The sequence below is a fragment of the Mycolicibacterium novocastrense genome, assembly GCF_001570485.1.
GTDB lineage: Bacteria > Actinomycetota > Actinomycetes > Mycobacteriales > Mycobacteriaceae > Mycobacterium > Mycobacterium novocastrense.
Window position 1 is genome coordinate 25,707 of the sequence record NZ_BCTA01000030.1, and the last position, 16,635, is coordinate 42,341.

The window sequence follows — 16,635 nt, forward strand, 5'->3', positions numbered from 1 at the left end:
GAACTTAATCAGTGTACTTTTATGGCGTGTCTGATACGTCGGTTACCTCGGATTTCTCGCACGCCCCCCGCATCCTGCCGACCCTCGACGACGCTTCGCGTCCCTATTGGACGGGCGGCGCCGAAGGCCGACTGCTCATCGCCCACTGCTCCCCGTGCGGGCGTTACTTCCATCCCCCACGGGCGGCGTGTCCGACGTGCGGCGCGGATCCGGAGTTCGTCGCGGTGTCCGGTCGCGGCACCGTGTTCACGTTCACCGTGACCGGGCAGCCAGGGGGCCGCGGGGATGGTGGTACTTGACCAGCCGGGCGGCGCAGCGCCACGGTGGCCGTCGCCGGTTTCGATCGGTTGCCGCGCGACCCGCTGATCGACTCGGTCCGCGCCGGTGGTCTGCACGATCCACTTTCGCGGTCGGTTCGGACCATGTGGCCACGGTGACGTTGAATCGGCCGGACGCGATGAACGCCATCTCCGAGCGGATGGCCCGCGAGCTGGTGTGGGTCTGGCAGACCGTGCGCGACACCGACGACATCCACGTGGTGGTGCTGCGGGCGGCGGGCGATCGGGCCTTCTGCACCGGTGTCGACGTCAAGGGCGACGGGGGCTGGTTCCTGAAGTCCAACGTGTGGAACAGCTTCGATCCCGGGGTGTGGGTGTCGCCGAAGATCGCGCACCGGTGCTGGAAGCCGGTGATCACCGCCGTCCACGGACTGGTGGCCGGCGGCGGGCAGTACCTGCTCAACGAGGCCGACATCATCATCTGCTCCGAGGACGCGGCGTTCTTCGACCCTCACGCCAACGCCTCGATCGTCTCGGCGCTGGAACCGATCGGGATGCTGCAGCGCGGTGTTCCGCTCGGCGACGTGCTGCGTTGGGCGCTGATGGGCACCGAGGAACGCATCTCCGCACAGACCGCGCTGCGGCTCGGGCTGGTCACCGAGGTCGTCGACCGCGAACAGCTCTGGGAGCGCGCCCACCAGATCGCGGCGACCATCGCCGAGCGGAATACGAAGGCAATCCAGGGAACCATCCGGGCGATATGGGAATCTCTAGACATGACCAGGTCGACCGCGCTGCAGAACGGCATGGCCTACACCCATATCGGCAACCCGCCAGTGGCCGAACGCCGGGCGACGCCACGGCGCAACGGACCACCCACTTACCGGTGATGCGGTGGATCAAGACCTGATCGCGCCGCGCATCGACTCGCGGCGGGCCAAGTTGGCGGGCCGCGCGGCCGAGCAGATCGTCGCGGACGTCATCGAACTGGGCTGGCCGGTGGGTCATGTGCTCGGTTCGGAGGCCGAGCTGCTCGAGCGCTACGGGGTGAGCCGGGCGGTGCTGCGGGAGGCCGTGCGCCTCGTCGAGCATCAGCGCGTGGCCCGCATGCGCCGCGGTACCGGTGGCGGCCTAGTCATCGACGAACCCGACGTCGACGCGGTGATCGGTCCGACCGTGATCTACCTGTTGCGGGCCAAAGCCACCCTCGACGAACTCTTCGACACCCGGATCATCCTGGAGGAACTGGTCGCCGAACTGGCCTCGCAGCGTGCCCGTGAGGCCGATATCAGCACCGTGCGCGAAACGTTGGCCGAGGAATCGGCGGGCAACTTCACGGATTACCGGCTTCTGCACACACAACTGGCCGCGCTGACCGGGAATCCGGTGTTGCAGCTGTTCGTCGAAACCTTCAGCCGCGTCATCGATTTCCACTTCGCCGACGAGGCCGCGCTGCCCACCGGCATGAGCAGAGAGGTACAGCACGCGCATGCGAGCATCGCGCGGGCGATCCTGACCAACAACCCCGGCGTGGCCCGCGAGCGGATGAGTAGGCATCTCCGCGCGGAAGCGGAATTCATTCACCGTCAGCCGGCGACGGTGCAGGTCCTCGACCCCACCACCGCCCTGGCGGGCACCGACGGCGACAAGCGCGGCGAGGCGCTGGCCAGGCAGATCTTCGCCTGGGTCCTTGACACCGGCGCGACACCCGGCACGTTCATCGGCTCGGAGGCCACGCTGATGGCCAAGTACAAGGCCAGCCGAGCGGTGCTGCGCGAGGCCATCCGGATCCTCGAGTACCAGCAGATCGCGCTCACCCGGCGTGGCCCCGGTGGCGGCCTGTTCGTCGCGGAGCCCGACAGTTCGGCGCTGACCGAGATCATCTCGATCTACCTACGCCGCCACGGCGTCAACGCACAACACATCCAGGAGTTGCGCACCGGGCTGGAACTCGCGGTGGCCGAGCGGGCAGCCTCCGCCGTGCGTTCCGGCACCGTCGACGCCTCGATGATCGAGAAGGCGCTGGCCACCGAGTCCGAACAGGGCGTCACCGCCGCGTATGCCAAACGTGAGGACTTCCATTCCGTGCTCGCCCGACTCTCGGGCAATCGGGCATTGGAACTCGTGCACCGGGCAACCATGCGACTCGGGTGGAACTTCTTCGCCCAGTACGTCGATGACGACCCCCAGGCGCTCGAGCGGGCATCCAAGGCCATCGATCCGGCGCACCGCAGCATCGCCGACGCGCTGCTGGCCGGCGACAGCGAGCTGGCCGTGGTGCGGATGCGCGCGCACATCGCGGCCACCACACCGCAGGGGCGGTGACTTCTCAGCGGTCCAATCGGGGCCTGTTCAGAGCCCGGCGTTGAGTATACTGTTTAAGCTAATTCAAGAGGGGAGTGCTCGTGAAGCATCCGTGGGACCGGCGGCTCGGGGTGTGGTGGATCGCCGAAGATCACCCCCACGCACCGGCGATCGCCGAGTCGCCCAGCGGGCGCACCATGAGCTTCGGTGAACTCGCCGCGGCGGCCCACCGCGTGGCCAACGCCTTGCGCGCCCATGATCTCCAAGACGGCGAGGCGGTTGCCTACGCGCTGCCCAACGACGTCGACGCCGTGGTGTGGCAACTGGCGACCACCGAGATCGGTCTGCGCTACCTGACGCTGAACCCGACACTGTCGGCCGACGAGTTCGCCTCGATCCTCGAACACTCCGGCGCCACCGCGCTGGTGTCCCACGTCGACTACCTCGACCGGTGCCGCACCGCGGCAGGCCGCGCCGCACTGCGCGTGGTTGTCGGCGCCGCGCCCGAAGACGACCTGCCCGCCGGATTCATCACCGACGCCGAGTTGGTGGCCGGTGAACCGTCGACCCCGCCCGCCCGTCGCAGACAGGGCGATTCCATCCGATATTCGTCGGGAACCACGGGCAAGCCGAAGGGCATCATGCGCGCACTCGACGACCGCGATCCGTCGGAGGCCGCGAACGCCATGGCGGTGTTCGGCCGCGCATTCGACTTCCGCCCCTTCGACGGCGCGCACCTGGTGTCGACGGGTATGCATCACGCCGGTTGCCAGAGCTTCTATCTCGGCGCTCTCAACGTCGGTCAGGCGCTGGTGATCCTCGGCAAGTTCGACGCCGAGCAGACCCTGGCCGCCATCGACCGGCACCCGGTCACGTCGGCCTACATGGTGCCCACCCAGTTCGTGCGAATGCTCAAGCTGCCGCGCGAGGTCCGCGCCAAGTACGACGTCTCGAGCCTGCGGTCGGTGGTGCACTCGGCCGCGCCCTGCCCCCTGCAGGTCAAGAAGGACATGATGGACTGGTGGGGGCCGGTGATCTGGGAGACCTACGGCGGCACCGAGGGTGCGGCCACCATCGCCAAACCGCACCGCTGGCTCGAGAAGCCCGGCACGGTCGGCAGGCCGGTACGCGGGATGAGCGTCAAGATTCTCGACGATGAGGGAAACCTCTTGCCCGCCAACGAAATCGGGAACGTCTACATCGAATCGCGCAGCGGGCAGAGCTTCGAATACCGCAACGACGCCGAACTCACCGCGTCCGTGCACCGCGGGAACGCCTTCACGCTGGGCGATGTCGGTTACCTCGACGAAGACGGCTATCTGTTCATCTGCGACCGCGCCAAGGACATGATCATCAGCGGCGGCGTCAACATCTACCCGGCCGAGGTCGAGGGTGTCCTGTCCAGCCATCCGGCCGTCGCCGACGTGGCGGTGATCGGGATACCCGATCCGGAGTGGGGCGAACAGGTCAAGGCGGTGGTCGAACTCGTCGCCGACGCGGAGCCGTCGGACGCCCTGACCGAGGAACTCATCGCGTTCACCCGGTCCCGGCTTGCGGGCTACAAATGTCCGCGCTCGGTGGAGTTCACCACCCGACTGCCACGCACCGAGACGGGGAAGTTGATGAAACGTTCGATCAGGGACGCCTATTGGGCCAAAGCCGGCAGGCTGGTCTGAATGAGACCGACCGCGAGCCGGGGATCGCAATGAGCTTGACGCGCGAGGTTTTCGACGGCGAGCAGCTCACCCCCACCACCGTCGCCGAGGTGCTGCACATCAAGGCGCTGCCCCACGACCGGTTTCGAGCCGACCCGGTCAGCGTCACCGGCAGACGCACGATCTATGGCGGGCAGGTGGCGGCCCAAGCCCTGCGCGCGGCGAGCCTCACGGTGCCCGAGGATCGCGTCGCGCACTCCATCCACGGTTATTTCCTGCTCGCCGGTGATGCCAGCGCCCCGATCGAGCTGCGGGTCGAACGCGACCGCGACGGCGGGCGCTACTCGGGCCGCCGCGTCACCGCCGTCCAGGGCGACGGGGTGATCTTCTCGATGTCCTGCTCGTTCAGCCGTCCGAAACCCGACGCACCCGAATTCCAGGCCGCCGAACTACCGCGGGTGCAGCGGCCCGACGAGTTGGACACCCACCAACTCAACGCCTCCCGCACCTTCGACGTCGAGGCGCGCGTCCCCGACGACACCCGGCCGTGGTATCGCTGGCCTGCGCGAATGTGGCTGCGGATCCGCGAACCGTTGGCCGATGACCCCAACATGCGGGCCTGCGGTGTGGTGTTCCTGTCCGACCTCTGCACCGGATTGTCCCGGGCGCCGCAGATCGAGCAGGTCGGCCTGCTGCCGAGCGTCGATCACGCGGTGTGGCTGCACCGCGGCGCGGACCCCAACGACTGGTTGCTGATCGATCTCGATCCCATCGCGACCGCGGGCGGGCGCGGAATGTACTCCGGCCACCTCTACAACACACAGGGCACGATCGTGGCCACGCTGGCCCAGGAGTCGCTTTTCGACATCCCTCGAGCGCGAGCCGAGACACGTTCGGCCACATGAGGATTCGTGCGGATCACGCCCGTCGCAGATTTACGGACGCCGATCTCGAGAGTATCGCCTAAATTAGTATCCTTTACGTTAGGATGACGCCATGCCACGGGCCAGCAGTCCGGACGCAGCGACGCGGACGGATCGCACCGACACGAAACACCAGGCGGATCGGACCTCGGTGATCACCGCCGATACGCCGATGCTCCCCGCCGACGACAACTTCCACCGGGCCCCGGAGGGCGACCCCTACTGGGCCGAGACCACCTGGTGGTCGTTCAACATCCCGGAACGCAAGATCGGCTGCTGGCTGCACGCCACCTTCCACACCACCCGGCGCACCGTCACCTGGCGCGTGTACCTGTGGGACCCCCGCGGTGCCCATCCGGACGAGCTGCGCTACTTCCGGATGCAAACCGAGGTGCCGGTGACCGAACCGAACCCCGACCTGCGCGACATCGCCATCCCCGGCGGCGGCTTCTCGGTGCGAATGCTGCGTCCCCTGCGCGAATACGAGGTCGAGTTCGCCGATGCGGCAGCCGACTTCGCCATCCGCCTGCATTTCGAGGGCCTGCACGACCCGCGCCGGTTCACCCCCGGTGAGCCACCGTTCATGAACCACACCCACTTCGACCAGGTCGGACACGTCACCGGCGCGCTGACGTTGGACGGCGAGCACATCCCGATCGACTGCTACTCGGTGCGCGACCGGTCCTGGGCACCGCGGGGCGCGCCTCGGAAACCGGGCAGCGGCAAACGGTCAGACGACAGCGGGCGGATCCTGCACCCGGGCGGGCCGCTGTGGCGTCAGATCGAACGCGAGCGCGGACGCGGGCGCATCCAGTACGTGTTCGCCCACACCGGGCCGGAGGCCGGCTTCCTGGCCTTCGTCAGGGTTGCCGAGGGCGGGGCTGACGGCTGGTCACCGCTCAACCACGGGTGGCTGCTGCGCGACGGCGAATTCGCCTCACTCGACAAATCGGCCAGCGTCATGAAGAACTACCGCGACCCGGTCACCGGGTGGAGTTCGCACATGGAACTGCGGTTGACCGACGTGCTGGGCAGGCAAATGGCCACGGAGGGCTTCACAGTCAGCCACATCAGCGAATACGGCGGCGGCAGTACGGCATTGATGCGGTTCGACATGGACGGGCGCATCGGCTGGGGCGAGGACCAGGACATCTGGGCGCCCAAGCACTTCGCTCGGATGCGTGACGCGCTGCAGGCGGTGCGGTGACCCTCCCATCGGAATTCGAACCTTCGCGAGCAGCAGGAGGAGGATGAGCATGGCTGGACCGTTCGAGGGTGTTCGCGTCGTCGAGGTGGCGGCATGGACCTTCGTGCCGGGGGCCGGCGCCATCATGGCCGACCTCGGCGCCGACGTGATCAAGGTGGAGCCCCCGACCGGTGATCCCCAGCGCGCGCTGCGCAATGCGCTCAACGCCGACGACAGTGCGCCCAACCCCTTTCTGCACGTGCCCAATCGGGGTAAGCGCAGCATCACCCTCGACTTGACCACCCCGGCCGGCCTTGACGCGCTGCGCCAACTCGTCAAGACCGCGGATGTCTTCCTCACCAGCTACCTGCCGAAGGTCCGGGCCAAACTCGGGATCGATCCCGACGATCTGCGCGCGGACAATCCTCGGCTGATCTACGTGAGGGGATCCGGCTGGGGCAGCGCAGGTCCCAACGCCTCAACGGGCGGGTTCGATTCCGCCGCAGCATGGTCGGCGGCGGGAGTGCAGAACAAGCTGACGGCCCCGGGGGCAACCGACCCCGCCGCGCAACCGGCCGCGTTCTTCGACCTGCAGGGCTCGAGCGCCATCGCCGGTGCGGTGGCGATGGCATTGTTCCGACGAGAACGCTCGGGCGAGGGCGCGCTGATCGACGTCTCGCTGCTGAACACCGGCATGTGGACGATGGGCCCGACATCGCCGCAGCGGCGACCGGTTCCGGGGAACTGCCGCGCATCGAACGCAAGGCGGCACCGAATCCGATCGTCAACTACTACCGCACTTCCGATGACCGATGGCTGAACCTGGTGTGCCTGCAGGCCGACCGGTTCTGGCCTGAACTGTGCACACTGATCGGGCGCGACGACCTGATCGACGATGAGCGGTTCCGCGACGCCTTTTCGCGCTTCGCCAACAGTGCCGAGTGCGTCGCGGAATTGGACGCCACATTCGCAAGCCGCACGCTCGAGGAATGGCGCAGCGCGCTGGCCGGATTCTCCGGCGTGTGGTCGGCCGCCGCGACGTTCGAGGAGGTCTGCGCCAGCCCCCAGGTCGCCGAGAACGGTTATCTCCCCGAGGTCGTCGGCACCGACGGCAAACCGTTCCGTCTGGTGGCCCCGCCCTACCAGTTCGATGGCGTGCCAACCACTCCGGTGGGTCCGGCACCCGAACTCGGCCAGCACACCGAGGAGATCCTGCTGGACTGCGGCATGGACTGGGACACGATCGCCGGCCTGCGCGACCAGGGAGTGCTGGGCTGACGTGTCAGGAGTACAGGTCGAGGACCGTTTCGTTGGCGAGGTCGCCCCACAGCATCTGGCGGCCCGCACGATTCATGTGGGCGGTCCACAGTTCCCTTGCTCCCGGCGCGTCTCCGTCTTCGACCAGGGCGATGAACTTCTCAAAGGTACGCAGCGTCTGCTTGAACTGCTTCTCGACCACTCCGGGACCGGCGGCCGTGGTGACCGCCCGTTGCATGTGCTTGGTGACGACATCGCGCAACACCGCACCGACCAAGGCCATTGTGTTGTTTCCGGAACGCTCGAGGATCACGTCATGGAACCGGAAGACGACGGCCGACCACTCGCCGAGGTCGGCATCCTCGGCGCCCTCGGCGATCAGGTCCGCCAAAGCCGAACAGGCGGACCGCAATTCGGCGATGTCGTCGGGTTTGGCCCGTTTGGCCAGCATCTCGACGGCGGCCGGTTCGAAGACCTTACGCACCTCGTACACGTCGGCCAGCGTGGTTTTCGACATCTGCAGCAGCAGGCCGAAATCCCGGGCGGCCACCGCGGTTTCCGGCGAGGACACCAGCACCCCGCCGCGCGAACCGCGGCGCACCACGATCAGCGACTCGCTCTCCAGGATCCGGAAAGCCTCGCGCAACGTGGGTCGCGACACCCCGAACTGCCGGACCAGTTCCACCTCGGTCGGCAGTGCGTCGCCCTTCTTGAGCACACCACGCACGATGCTGCTGCGCAGATGGTCGGCGATCAACTCGGCGGTCTTGGGGGCACGGACGAGCTTGGACGAGCGGTCACCACGGCCGTTCAGTTCCATCGCCCTCCTGCCCTGCCCGCCGATGACCACAACGAAATAGCTAATTCAGCTTACGTACCGCCGAGATACCCAGCACTTCAAGGGCGTCCACCTCTTCACGGATGGTGCGCGATCCGAGGTCCGCACAGATCGCCGAACCCACAGCGGACCCATCAGCAGCGCGGCCACCAGCGGCGCGCCCTGACGAATCACCGCGAGTCCGCTGGCGGCGCCGGCCAGCGAGGTGGCGCCGACCTGCCCGGCCAACAGGGCGAACTGGATCTGCAGCGTCACCCCGATCGGTATCGCCACGCACATGGTGGGCAACATCGCCGTCGACGCCATGAACGCGGCCTGCTCGACGAACTCCCAGAACGGGAACCGCCACCTGACGATGTCGACGATCAGGTACCGGATTGCCTGCAGGCCGAGGATGCACTGACTGCCAACGGTATTCAGCGCCGCGACGGGGTGGCGCTGGACATAGCCGCGTCCCCAGTCGCCGACCTCGCCAAGCGGGCTGGGGTACACCTGACGTGGCGTACTCATTCCGCAGTCATCCCGCACTCACGAGCCGTCAGCCACGTGGTAGTCCGAGCGCCCGCTCTGCAATGACGTTACGCAAAACCTCGTTGGTCCCTCCGGCGATGGTGAACGCCCGTCCGTAGAGAAACGCATCTTGCCACCAACCACCGTCGCGCACATGCGGATCCGTCTCGATTCGAACGCCGTCGTGGCCCTGCAGCTGGAGACCGTATTCGTGCAGCGCAAGGTTGATCTGACTGAACAGGATCTTCGACACCGGCGCGTCAGCGAGGTCGGCGCCGCCGTGCAGCGCCCTGCTCTCGTTGTATGCCGCGACCAACGAGTTGACGTGGACGTCGGCGACGAAGCCTCCGATCGCCTGACGCACGTCCCGGCGGTCGAGCGCCGAGCCGGCCGTGGCACCGTCCTCGGAGCCGGAGCCGTCGGGCAGCGCGCCCGCCAACCGCACGAGCCGCTGCAGCGCACCGAACAGCGAAGCACCGCTGCCCGCACCCGCACGCTCGTGCACCAAGCTGGCCGTGGTCACGGCCCAGCCCTGATCGACTTCGCCGATCACGTGCTCGGCCGGAACGCGCACCCCGGCCAGGAAGACCTCGTTGAAGTCCGCCGTCCCGGTGATCTCGCGCAGCGGCCGCACCGTGACTCCCGGCAGCGACATGTCCAGAGCGAAGGCCGTGATGCCCGCGTGCTTGGGGACCTCAGTATTGGTGCGGGCCAGCAAATAGCCCCAGTCGGCGTGCTGGCCATTGGTGGTCCACACCTTCTGGCCGTCGATGACGAACACGTCTCCGTCGCGACGTGCGCGGGTGCGCAGGCCCGCGAGGTCGCTGCCGGCATCCGGCTCGCTGAACAGCTGACACCAGATGTGCTCCCCGGACCGGATGCGTGGCAGAAAGTAGTCCTTTTGCTCGGCGGACCCTGAGGCGATGATCGCCGCGGCAGCCAACATCCCGCCACCCACCGGGCCAGGCGCGTTCACACGGATCAGCTCGTCGATCACGACCGACTCGTGCAGCGGATGCGCGTCGGGCAGTCCACCGTATTCGACCGGCCAATTCACGCCGAGCATTTGCTCGGAGAACAGCCGCGCGGTCCACTCCCGGAGTTTCGGGATGTCGTGCGCTTCCGGAGCCCGAACGCCGGTTCGACCATGTCGAGGCGGTTGACAGCTGGCGGCCAAGGCACGCACCCGCTCGCGCAACAAGTCGAGGTGCGTGTCCTGTTCGAGGTGCAATTCAACCCCTCTCCATCGAATGGTCGAACCAGCAATCGAGCTTAATCAGTATCCTGTATCTTGTGAAGGCTTTTCCGGATCCGGTCCTTCCGTCACCGATCAGAGCCAAGGAGACACCGTGAATTTCGACCTCACCGACGAGCAACGGGGGCTGATCGAGGTCACCCGCGAGTTGTTGGAGCGGCAGTCGTCGGTGGAGGCGGCCCGGGCGTTGATCGATGGGCCGGCGGGATACGACCAGCAGTTGTGGCATAAGGGAGCCGAGCTGGGCTGGCCCGCCTTGGCCATTCTCGAGGCAGACGGGGGGCTGGGTCAGCAGATCATCGAATGGGCTTTGGTCGCAGTCGAATTGGGTCGCGGACTGGCGAGTACGCCCTTCCTGCCGACCGCCGTGGTCGCAGACGCGGTCACCCGCTCGACCGTGGAGGGCCGAGCGGAGCTGCTGTCGGCGCTGGCCTCCGGTGCGCAGACGGCGACCTGAGCGTTCGCCGAGGTGGGACGACCCTGGTCGGTGGCGGGAATCCAGACCACCGCCACACGGGACGGTTCCGGGTACGTGCTCAACGACGCGAAGGCATCGGTGCAGGACGCCGATTCGGCGGCGACGCTTCTGGTCGACGCCGTGCTCGACGGACGTCCGGCGCGCTTCCTGGTACCCGCCGAGGCAACCGGTGTGAAGATCGAGCGCCAGCACACGCTCGACGTGACCCGCCGATTCTGCGACGTCGTGCTTGACGGGGTGACGCTGGAGGGCACGGCGGTGCTTGCCGAGGGGGCCGCCGCCGAGGAGTCCATCGTCCGCTCCGGCCAGCTTGCCGCGGTGCTGACCTGCGCCGAACTGGTCGGAATCGGCGAGCGGCTGCTCGAGGTCACGGTGGCCTATGTCAAGGAACGGGTTCAGTTCGGCCGGGCGGTCGGCAGCTTCCAGGCCGTCAAACACAAGTGCGCGGACATGCGGATCTGGAGTCAATCCTGCGCCGCGGCAACATACTTCGCCGCCATGACCCTCGACAGCGAACACCACGACAGCGCCCACGCCGCCAGCGTGGCCAAGGCGTACGTCTCCGACGCGGTCAACAGGCTCGCCGGCGAGGCGTTGCAGCTGCACGGCGGTATCGGTTTCACCTGGGAGCACGACCTGCACCTGTACCTGCGCCGGGCCCGGGTGGGCGCCGCGCTCTACGGCGACGCCGACCACCACCGCGAGCAGCTGTTCCGGGCGCAGGCCCTCGCCTCCGCCTGACGACTTCCTCAGTTCTCCCAACTCAGCTGCAGCGAGTCCAGCCCGAATACCTGCCCCGCGTGCTCGACGGGTGGTGCCGTGACCCGGTAGTCCGGGATGCGCGCATGCCACTCCTCGAGAAACACGGTCATCTCCTGGCGCGCCAGGTGCGAACCCAGGCAGCGGTGCGGACCGGCGCCGAACGAGATGTGCCGCGTGATGCCGCGATCCAGATCGACCTCGCGGGCCCGGGGGAACACCGTCTCGTCCCGTCCCGCGGCCGCGAGCGGAAACGAGGCCATGTCGCCGGCCCTGACCGGACATCCGTGAAAATCGATGTCCTGGGTCGCCTTTCGGGCGGTCTGCACGATCGGATAGACCCGGAGCAACTCCTCGATGGCCCGCCGGATGAGATCGGGTTCGGCCGTGATGCGAGCGCGGTCCGCGGGATGGGTGGCCAGGTGCAGCATCGCGTACGACAGCTGGCTCGCCACGGTGTCCAGGCCCGCCATGAACAACAGCAGCAAGCAGTTCAGCAGGTCGCCGTCGCTGACCGGCTCACCGTCGATCGTCCATCCGAGGGCGGCCGTGACGATGTCGTGGGCATCGGGATCCGCGTCGGTACGGCGCTGGTCGATCAGCGTCTGGAAATAGCCCACCACCTGCGTCATGCCCTCCAGTCGGATCGCCATGGCTTCGTCGCCGGTGCCCGACTGGTGAAGCATCTTGTCTTCCCAGTCGAGGAACTCGTCCAGTCGCTCGATCGGCATGCCCATGATGTCGAGGAAGATGTGAAGGAAACACCCTGGCCACCTGCTTGACGAACTCGCAGGAGCCGGCGACCGAGACCTGCTCGACGAGTTCGGCTGCGAGCCTGCGATGTTCGTCGCGCAGACCCTTCACCCGGCCCGGCGAGAAGTACTCGGCGAGCACCTGTCGCCATTTGGCGTGCTGCGGCGGGTCGACCATCACCGGGATCCACCGATAGGGCGGGTCGGGATCGGTCGGCACGATCACGCTGCTCGACCACATCTCCGGATGTTGCAGGCCTTCGAGGATGGCGGCGTAGTCGGTGAACATCCAATAGCCGGCTTCGCCCTCGGTGTTGCGGAACACCGGACGCATCCGGTCTTGGCGAGAATCGATGTTCGCGAAACCCGTCAACGCCGGTCCGGCGAGACCCGCCAGCTCGAACGTGTCCACCGGGCATTGTCCAACCCGCTGTTGAGCCGTCACATCGTCAACCTCTCGTCAGCGAACTTCGCTTCCTTTGTCTACCAGCTGATTTCGCCACTCGGCACACATGCGATGTCCCCAGGACGGGACTGCGGCCAGACGGCGCACCCGCGGTCGGAACGTCCGTCGTCATTCGCAGTTCCTTGGCTTCTCACGGAGGGATACGCAGAACGCCTGGACCGTATCAACAGTCGTGCGGCGGCGAGGCGCCTTCAGAGATTCAGCAGACACAGTCACGACGGGGACCGCCGAACTCACGTGACGGACGTACCCACCAACAGTCCGACGACATAGGTCGCGGCGATCGCCATCGTCCCGAATGCCAGCTGACGTAGTGAGGCGAACCATATCGGTCGCCCGGTGAAACGCGCGGCCACACCCCCTGCGACGAGCAGGCCCACGCCACCACACGCCAGCCCTGCCCACAGCGAGTGGAAGCCGAGCAGGTACGGGATCAGCGGGATGATCGCGCCGAGCGTGAACATCAGGAACGACGACCCACCCGCGACCCACGGCGAAGGCTTCTCCCGGGGGTCGACGCCGAGCTCCTGGACCAGGTGGAAGTTCAAGGCCCGGTTCTCGTCGCGATGGACCTCGTCGGTGGCCTTGAGCGCGGTATCGCGGGTCATGCCCATGTCCATCAGCATCGCCACCAGTTCCGCCCTCTCGGCCTGCGGGTGCTTGCGAAAGGCTCGTCGCTCGACCAGTACCTCGGATTCGATCTGTTCGTTGGCGGTGGTCACCGAGGTGTACTCCCCCAGCGCCATCGAGAACGCGCCAGCCAACAGCCCCGCGACGCCGCTGATGACGACGGTGTTGGGGTCGGCCGCTGCGGCGACCCCCGCGATGAGCGCGGTGTTGCTGACCAGACCGTCCATCGCCCCGAAGGTGGCCGCGCGCAACCAGCCGCCGGTCACATCGGCGTGGCGGTGCGTCGAGGTGTGCGGCACTCCGGTCGGGGCGGACATGAGGATGATTCAACGCCACGGATTTCGCCTGGTCCAGTGAGGATTGCCTGGGTTTAGCACATCACAGTTTGCGGGAGCGCGCGGACGGCTACGGTCGAGTCATGACCACCACTGCGGAACATCTGCGCAACGCGCTCGACGGCCGTTGGCGCGATGTGAAGAACCGGATGCGCGAGGAGCTCTCCAACGAGATCTTCCGACCGCACTACACCCCCAACACCGTCATCGCCCGTACGAAGGTGGCGGAACAGCTCAAGATCATGGCGGCCATGGGGGCCGCCGAGGACGGCTTCAAGAAGGAGCACGGCGGCAACGGCGACGTCGGTGCGGCCGTCACCCAGATCGAGATGCTGGCGATGAGCGATTTGTCGCTGATGGTGAAAGCCGGTGTGCAGTGGGGGCTGTTCGGCGGGGCCATCGAGAACCTCGGCACCGAGCGACACCACGAGAAGTACGTCAAGCCGATCATCGACTGCGAGCTCCTGGGCTGCTACGCGATGACCGAGACCGGTCACGGCAGCAATGTGCAGGCGTTGGAGACCACCGCCACCTACGATCCGGCCACCGAGGAGTTCGTCGTCGACTCCCCCACACCGACCGCCCGCAAGGACTACATCGGCGGAGCCGCCGAGACCGCCCGCATCGCCGCTGTTTTCGCCCAGCTGATCACTCCCGACGGGCAGGGCCACGGTGTGCACTGTGTGCTGGTGCCGATCCGCGACGAGGACGGCAACGACCTGCCCGGGGTGACGACGTCGGACTGCCACTACAAGGGCGGTCTGCCCGGCGTCGACAACGGCCGGATCCAGTTCGACAAGGTCCGCGTCCCGCGGGAGAACCTGCTCAACAGGTACGGCGACGTCGCACCCGACGGCACCTACAGTTCACCGATCGAGAGCCCCGGCCGCCGCTTCTTCACCATGCTCGGCACGCTGGTGCGGGGCCGGGTCACGGTGGGTGGCAGCGCGGCGGCCGCGGCCCGCGTCGCACTCGACATCGCCACGCGATACGGCTTGCAGCGCAGGCAATTCGAGGCGCCGGGCGAGGACCACGAGGTGGTCATCATGGACTACCTGGTACATCAGCGCCGGCTGCTGCCGCTGATCGCCGAATCGTATGCGCTGCAGTTCGCGCAGAACGAACTCGTCGCCAAATGCCACGACCTGCAGAGCGCCGAGGATCCCGACCCGGAGGAGCAGCGTGAGCTCGAGGGCCGCGCGGCGGGGCTGAAGGCCGCCAACACGTGGCACGCCACCCGCGCGATCCAGGAGGCCCGCGAGGCCTGCGGCGGGGCGGGCTACATGGCCGAGAACAGGCTGATCGCATTGAAGGCCGACACCGACGTGTTCACCACCTTCGAGGGCGACAACCACGTCCTGACGCAGTTGGTGGCCAAGCAACTGCTCACCGCGTACGCCGACGACGTCAAGAGCATGAGCCCGGTCGAATGGGTGCGGTTCGCCGCGAACTTCGCCGGTGAACGGGTGCTCAAACGCACTGCGGCCGAGACGATCATGCAGACGATCCTCGACACCCGGCAGGACAACGAGGAGGAAGGCAGCCTGTTCAACCGCGGCACTCAGGTCAAGATGTTCGAGGACCGCGAGGAATACATGCTGTCCACGGTGGCGCGCCGGTTGCAGGGCAAGTCGAAGGAGATGAGCGAGTTCGACGCCTTCAACGCGGTGCAGGACCACGTGCTGCACTGCGCCCAGGCCCACATCGACCGGGTGATCCTGGAAGCCTTCGTCGCCGGCATCGATGCGTGCGAGGACGAAGAGGCGCGCAAGATCCTGAACATGGTGTGCGATCTGTACGCGCTGTCGGTGATCGAAAAGGACCGAGCGTGGTTCATCGAGCACAGGTTCATCTCGACCGAACGCGCGAAGGCCGTCACCCGTGGCGTCAACGAACGCTGCCGGACGCTGCGCCCGTACGCCGAACTTCTCGTCGACGGCTTCGGCATCCCCGAACAGTTGCGTTACGCGGAGATGCTGCATCCCGAGCGCATCCCCGACGCCGACGAGCACACCGAGCAGAACGCGATCAGCTCGGGCACGATCGAACCGAAGTAGTTCTTGGGATCGGTAGCCGCTCTGACGGTCTGTACTTGATCGCACCTCACGACGAAGGAAGCGATCATGAAACAACTTTCGCGATTCGCCGCAGCAGCGACGGTATCCGGCGGTCTTGCGCTGGCCGGATTGGGATTGGCGAGCGGCGCCGGTGCCGACTACTACTGGTTCAGCTGGTGCCCCGGCCAGAGTCCGCCCTCGGCAGCGTCGGACCGCAACCTGGACTGGAATTGGAACGTCTGCCACCAGTACCGGTATCAGGGCAACGATCTCATCGATGAGAGCGGTCGCCTCTATCCGGCGCCGCCGCCGGCGCCCGGCGCCATCTGCGGTAGGGACCTGTTCACCGGGACGCCCATCTACTGCGGTGCCTGACGGGACGGCCCGCCGCCCCGTGACGACGAGCCATCCTGCACGTGGCGCTCAGCCCGCGGCCAGCTCCTTCTTCCCGTACACGCGCTCCATCAGGGCGGTGTCGCCATGGATCCTCACGGCGATTGTCTTTCCGTCACGAACCGTGAATACGTCTGCATCCCGGCCGATTTGGCCGTCGACGCTGATTTCCGTGAGTGCGACGACGGTGTCCCCCTCGGCGGTCATCTGGTCGACCCTGATGCTGATCGGCCTCTGCGCAAGTCGGCCGAGGTACTCCATCAACTCGGTCTTGCCGTGGTAAGTGCCGCTGACAGCGCTCTCGCCGGGCTGAACCCATTCGATGTCGTCGTCGAACAGACTCATCAACGACTCCATGTCTCCGGCTGCGAAAGCCTCGTACCCGCGTCGGATGAGTTCCTTGTTTTCCTGCTCGGACATTTCGATCTTCCTTTGTGCGCATCCGATAACTTCGGCCGCGAGAGCGTGGCCGGTCTAGCCCGGATTTTGCGTGGTAATTGGTGTGGGTTCGGTGTGATGCCGAGTTGTGTTGTTGGGTAGTGGTTTTCGTGTGGTGGCG

General features: G+C 66.8%; 15 protein-coding genes and 2 pseudogenes. 11 read left to right on the forward strand and 6 right to left on the reverse strand.

Features of this window, described 5'->3' with window-relative positions; genetic code table 11:
• Positions 1-26: 26 nt before the first annotated feature.
• The 7 genes and pseudogenes from RMCN_RS12880 (at position 27) to RMCN_RS12910 (ending at position 7,624) form a co-directional block, all read left to right on the forward strand.
• Positions 27-299 (forward strand): Zn-ribbon domain-containing OB-fold protein, encoded by a 273-nt coding sequence (locus tag RMCN_RS12880; RefSeq protein WP_110765832.1) that lies wholly within the window; start codon positions 27-29, stop codon positions 297-299.
• Positions 300-424: 125 nt separating this feature from the next.
• The gene (locus RMCN_RS12885; RefSeq protein WP_067389692.1) at positions 425-1,168 is read left to right on the forward strand and encodes an enoyl-CoA hydratase/isomerase family protein; all 744 of its coding nucleotides are present in this window, start codon (positions 425-427) and stop codon (positions 1,166-1,168) included.
• A 4-nt stretch (positions 1,169-1,172) separates the two neighbouring features.
• Entirely contained in the window at positions 1,173-2,603 is a 1,431-nt protein-coding gene (locus tag RMCN_RS12890) for a FadR/GntR family transcriptional regulator (protein WP_067389695.1), read from the forward strand.
• An 80-nt stretch (positions 2,604-2,683) separates the two neighbouring features.
• The gene (locus RMCN_RS12895; protein WP_067389735.1) at positions 2,684-4,258 is read left to right on the forward strand and encodes an AMP-binding protein; all 1,575 of its coding nucleotides are present in this window, start codon (positions 2,684-2,686) and stop codon (positions 4,256-4,258) included.
• A 29-nt stretch (positions 4,259-4,287) separates the two neighbouring features.
• Positions 4,288-5,142, forward strand: coding sequence for an acyl-CoA thioesterase (locus tag RMCN_RS12900; RefSeq protein ID WP_067389698.1), 855 nt, complete (start codon positions 4,288-4,290; stop codon positions 5,140-5,142).
• A gap of 91 nt (positions 5,143-5,233) precedes the next feature.
• Positions 5,234-6,367, forward strand: coding sequence for a DUF7064 domain-containing protein (locus RMCN_RS12905; RefSeq protein WP_067389701.1), 1,134 nt, complete (start codon positions 5,234-5,236; stop codon positions 6,365-6,367).
• A 124-nt stretch (positions 6,368-6,491) separates the two neighbouring features.
• A pseudogene (locus RMCN_RS12910) lies at positions 6,492-7,624 on the forward strand (CaiB/BaiF CoA transferase family protein).
• Between the two features lie 4 nt (positions 7,625-7,628).
• Here the strand turns inward: RMCN_RS12910 and RMCN_RS12915 are convergent.
• The 3 genes and pseudogenes from RMCN_RS12915 to RMCN_RS12925 all read right to left on the reverse strand — a co-directional run bounded on the left by RMCN_RS12915 (position 7,629) and on the right by RMCN_RS12925 (position 10,182).
• Positions 7,629-8,423, reverse strand: coding sequence for a FadR/GntR family transcriptional regulator (locus RMCN_RS12915; RefSeq protein ID WP_067389704.1), 795 nt, complete (start codon positions 8,421-8,423; stop codon positions 7,629-7,631).
• 46 nt (positions 8,424-8,469) lie between these two features.
• Positions 8,470-8,951: pseudogene (locus RMCN_RS12920) on the reverse strand (MlaE family ABC transporter permease); the annotation flags it as partial.
• A gap of 28 nt (positions 8,952-8,979) precedes the next feature.
• Positions 8,980-10,182 (reverse strand): acyl-CoA dehydrogenase family protein, encoded by a 1,203-nt coding sequence (locus tag RMCN_RS12925; RefSeq protein ID WP_067389707.1) that lies wholly within the window; start codon positions 10,180-10,182, stop codon positions 8,980-8,982.
• A gap of 118 nt (positions 10,183-10,300) precedes the next feature.
• Here RMCN_RS12925 and RMCN_RS31475 point away from each other — a divergent pair, with 118 nt between their 5' ends.
• Both RMCN_RS31475 and RMCN_RS12930 read left to right on the forward strand, forming a co-directional pair.
• Positions 10,301-10,663 carry an acyl-CoA dehydrogenase family protein gene (locus tag RMCN_RS31475; protein WP_234787650.1) on the forward strand — a complete coding sequence of 121 codons (363 nt, stop codon included), beginning with the start codon at positions 10,301-10,303 and terminating at the stop codon, positions 10,661-10,663.
• A 12-nt stretch (positions 10,664-10,675) separates the two neighbouring features.
• The gene (locus RMCN_RS12930; RefSeq protein ID WP_234787651.1) at positions 10,676-11,425 is read left to right on the forward strand and encodes an acyl-CoA dehydrogenase family protein; all 750 of its coding nucleotides are present in this window, start codon (positions 10,676-10,678) and stop codon (positions 11,423-11,425) included.
• Positions 11,426-11,433: 8 nt separating this feature from the next.
• On the opposite strand, the gene RMCN_RS12935 is transcribed toward RMCN_RS12930, so the two are convergent.
• Together RMCN_RS12935 and RMCN_RS12940 are read right to left on the reverse strand one after the other, a co-directional pair.
• A complete protein-coding gene (locus RMCN_RS12935; RefSeq protein WP_234787652.1) occupies positions 11,434-12,180 on the reverse strand; it encodes a cytochrome P450 in 747 nt (248 codons plus the stop codon).
• Between the two features lie 714 nt (positions 12,181-12,894).
• The gene (locus RMCN_RS12940) at positions 12,895-13,608 is read right to left on the reverse strand and encodes a VIT1/CCC1 transporter family protein (RefSeq protein ID WP_067389710.1); all 714 of its coding nucleotides are present in this window, start codon (positions 13,606-13,608) and stop codon (positions 12,895-12,897) included.
• Positions 13,609-13,709: 101 nt separating this feature from the next.
• Here RMCN_RS12940 and RMCN_RS12945 point away from each other — a divergent pair, with 101 nt between their 5' ends.
• The gene (locus tag RMCN_RS12945) at positions 13,710-15,683 is read left to right on the forward strand and encodes an acyl-CoA dehydrogenase family protein (protein ID WP_067389713.1); all 1,974 of its coding nucleotides are present in this window, start codon (positions 13,710-13,712) and stop codon (positions 15,681-15,683) included.
• Positions 15,684-15,749: 66 nt separating this feature from the next.
• The gene (locus RMCN_RS12950; RefSeq protein WP_067389716.1) at positions 15,750-16,058 is read left to right on the forward strand and encodes a hypothetical protein; all 309 of its coding nucleotides are present in this window, start codon (positions 15,750-15,752) and stop codon (positions 16,056-16,058) included.
• 48 nt (positions 16,059-16,106) lie between these two features.
• On the opposite strand, the gene RMCN_RS12955 is transcribed toward RMCN_RS12950, so the two are convergent.
• On the reverse strand, positions 16,107-16,496 hold the full coding sequence (locus RMCN_RS12955) for a nuclear transport factor 2 family protein (RefSeq protein WP_067389720.1): 390 nt from the start codon (positions 16,494-16,496) through the stop codon (positions 16,107-16,109).
• Positions 16,497-16,635 lie beyond the last annotated feature (139 nt).

Coding starts and splice junctions, on each gene's coding strand:
- RMCN_RS12900 (WP_067389698.1), top strand. CDS start 4,288: ATGAGCTTGACGCGCGAGGTTTTCGACGGCGAGCAGCTCACCCCCACC.
- RMCN_RS12905 (WP_067389701.1), top strand. CDS start 5,234: ATGCCACGGGCCAGCAGTCCGGACGCAGCGACGCGGACGGATCGCACC.
- RMCN_RS12915 (WP_067389704.1), bottom strand. CDS start 8,423: ATGGAACTGAACGGCCGTGGTGACCGCTCGTCCAAGCTCGTCCGTGCC.
- RMCN_RS12935 (WP_234787652.1), bottom strand. CDS start 12,180: ATGGGCATGCCGATCGAGCGACTGGACGAGTTCCTCGACTGGGAAGAC.
- RMCN_RS12940 (WP_067389710.1), bottom strand. CDS start 13,608: ATGTCCGCCCCGACCGGAGTGCCGCACACCTCGACGCACCGCCACGCC.
- RMCN_RS12945 (WP_067389713.1), top strand. CDS start 13,710: ATGACCACCACTGCGGAACATCTGCGCAACGCGCTCGACGGCCGTTGG.
- RMCN_RS12950 (WP_067389716.1), top strand. CDS start 15,750: ATGAAACAACTTTCGCGATTCGCCGCAGCAGCGACGGTATCCGGCGGT.
- RMCN_RS12955 (WP_067389720.1), bottom strand. CDS start 16,496: ATGTCCGAGCAGGAAAACAAGGAACTCATCCGACGCGGGTACGAGGCT.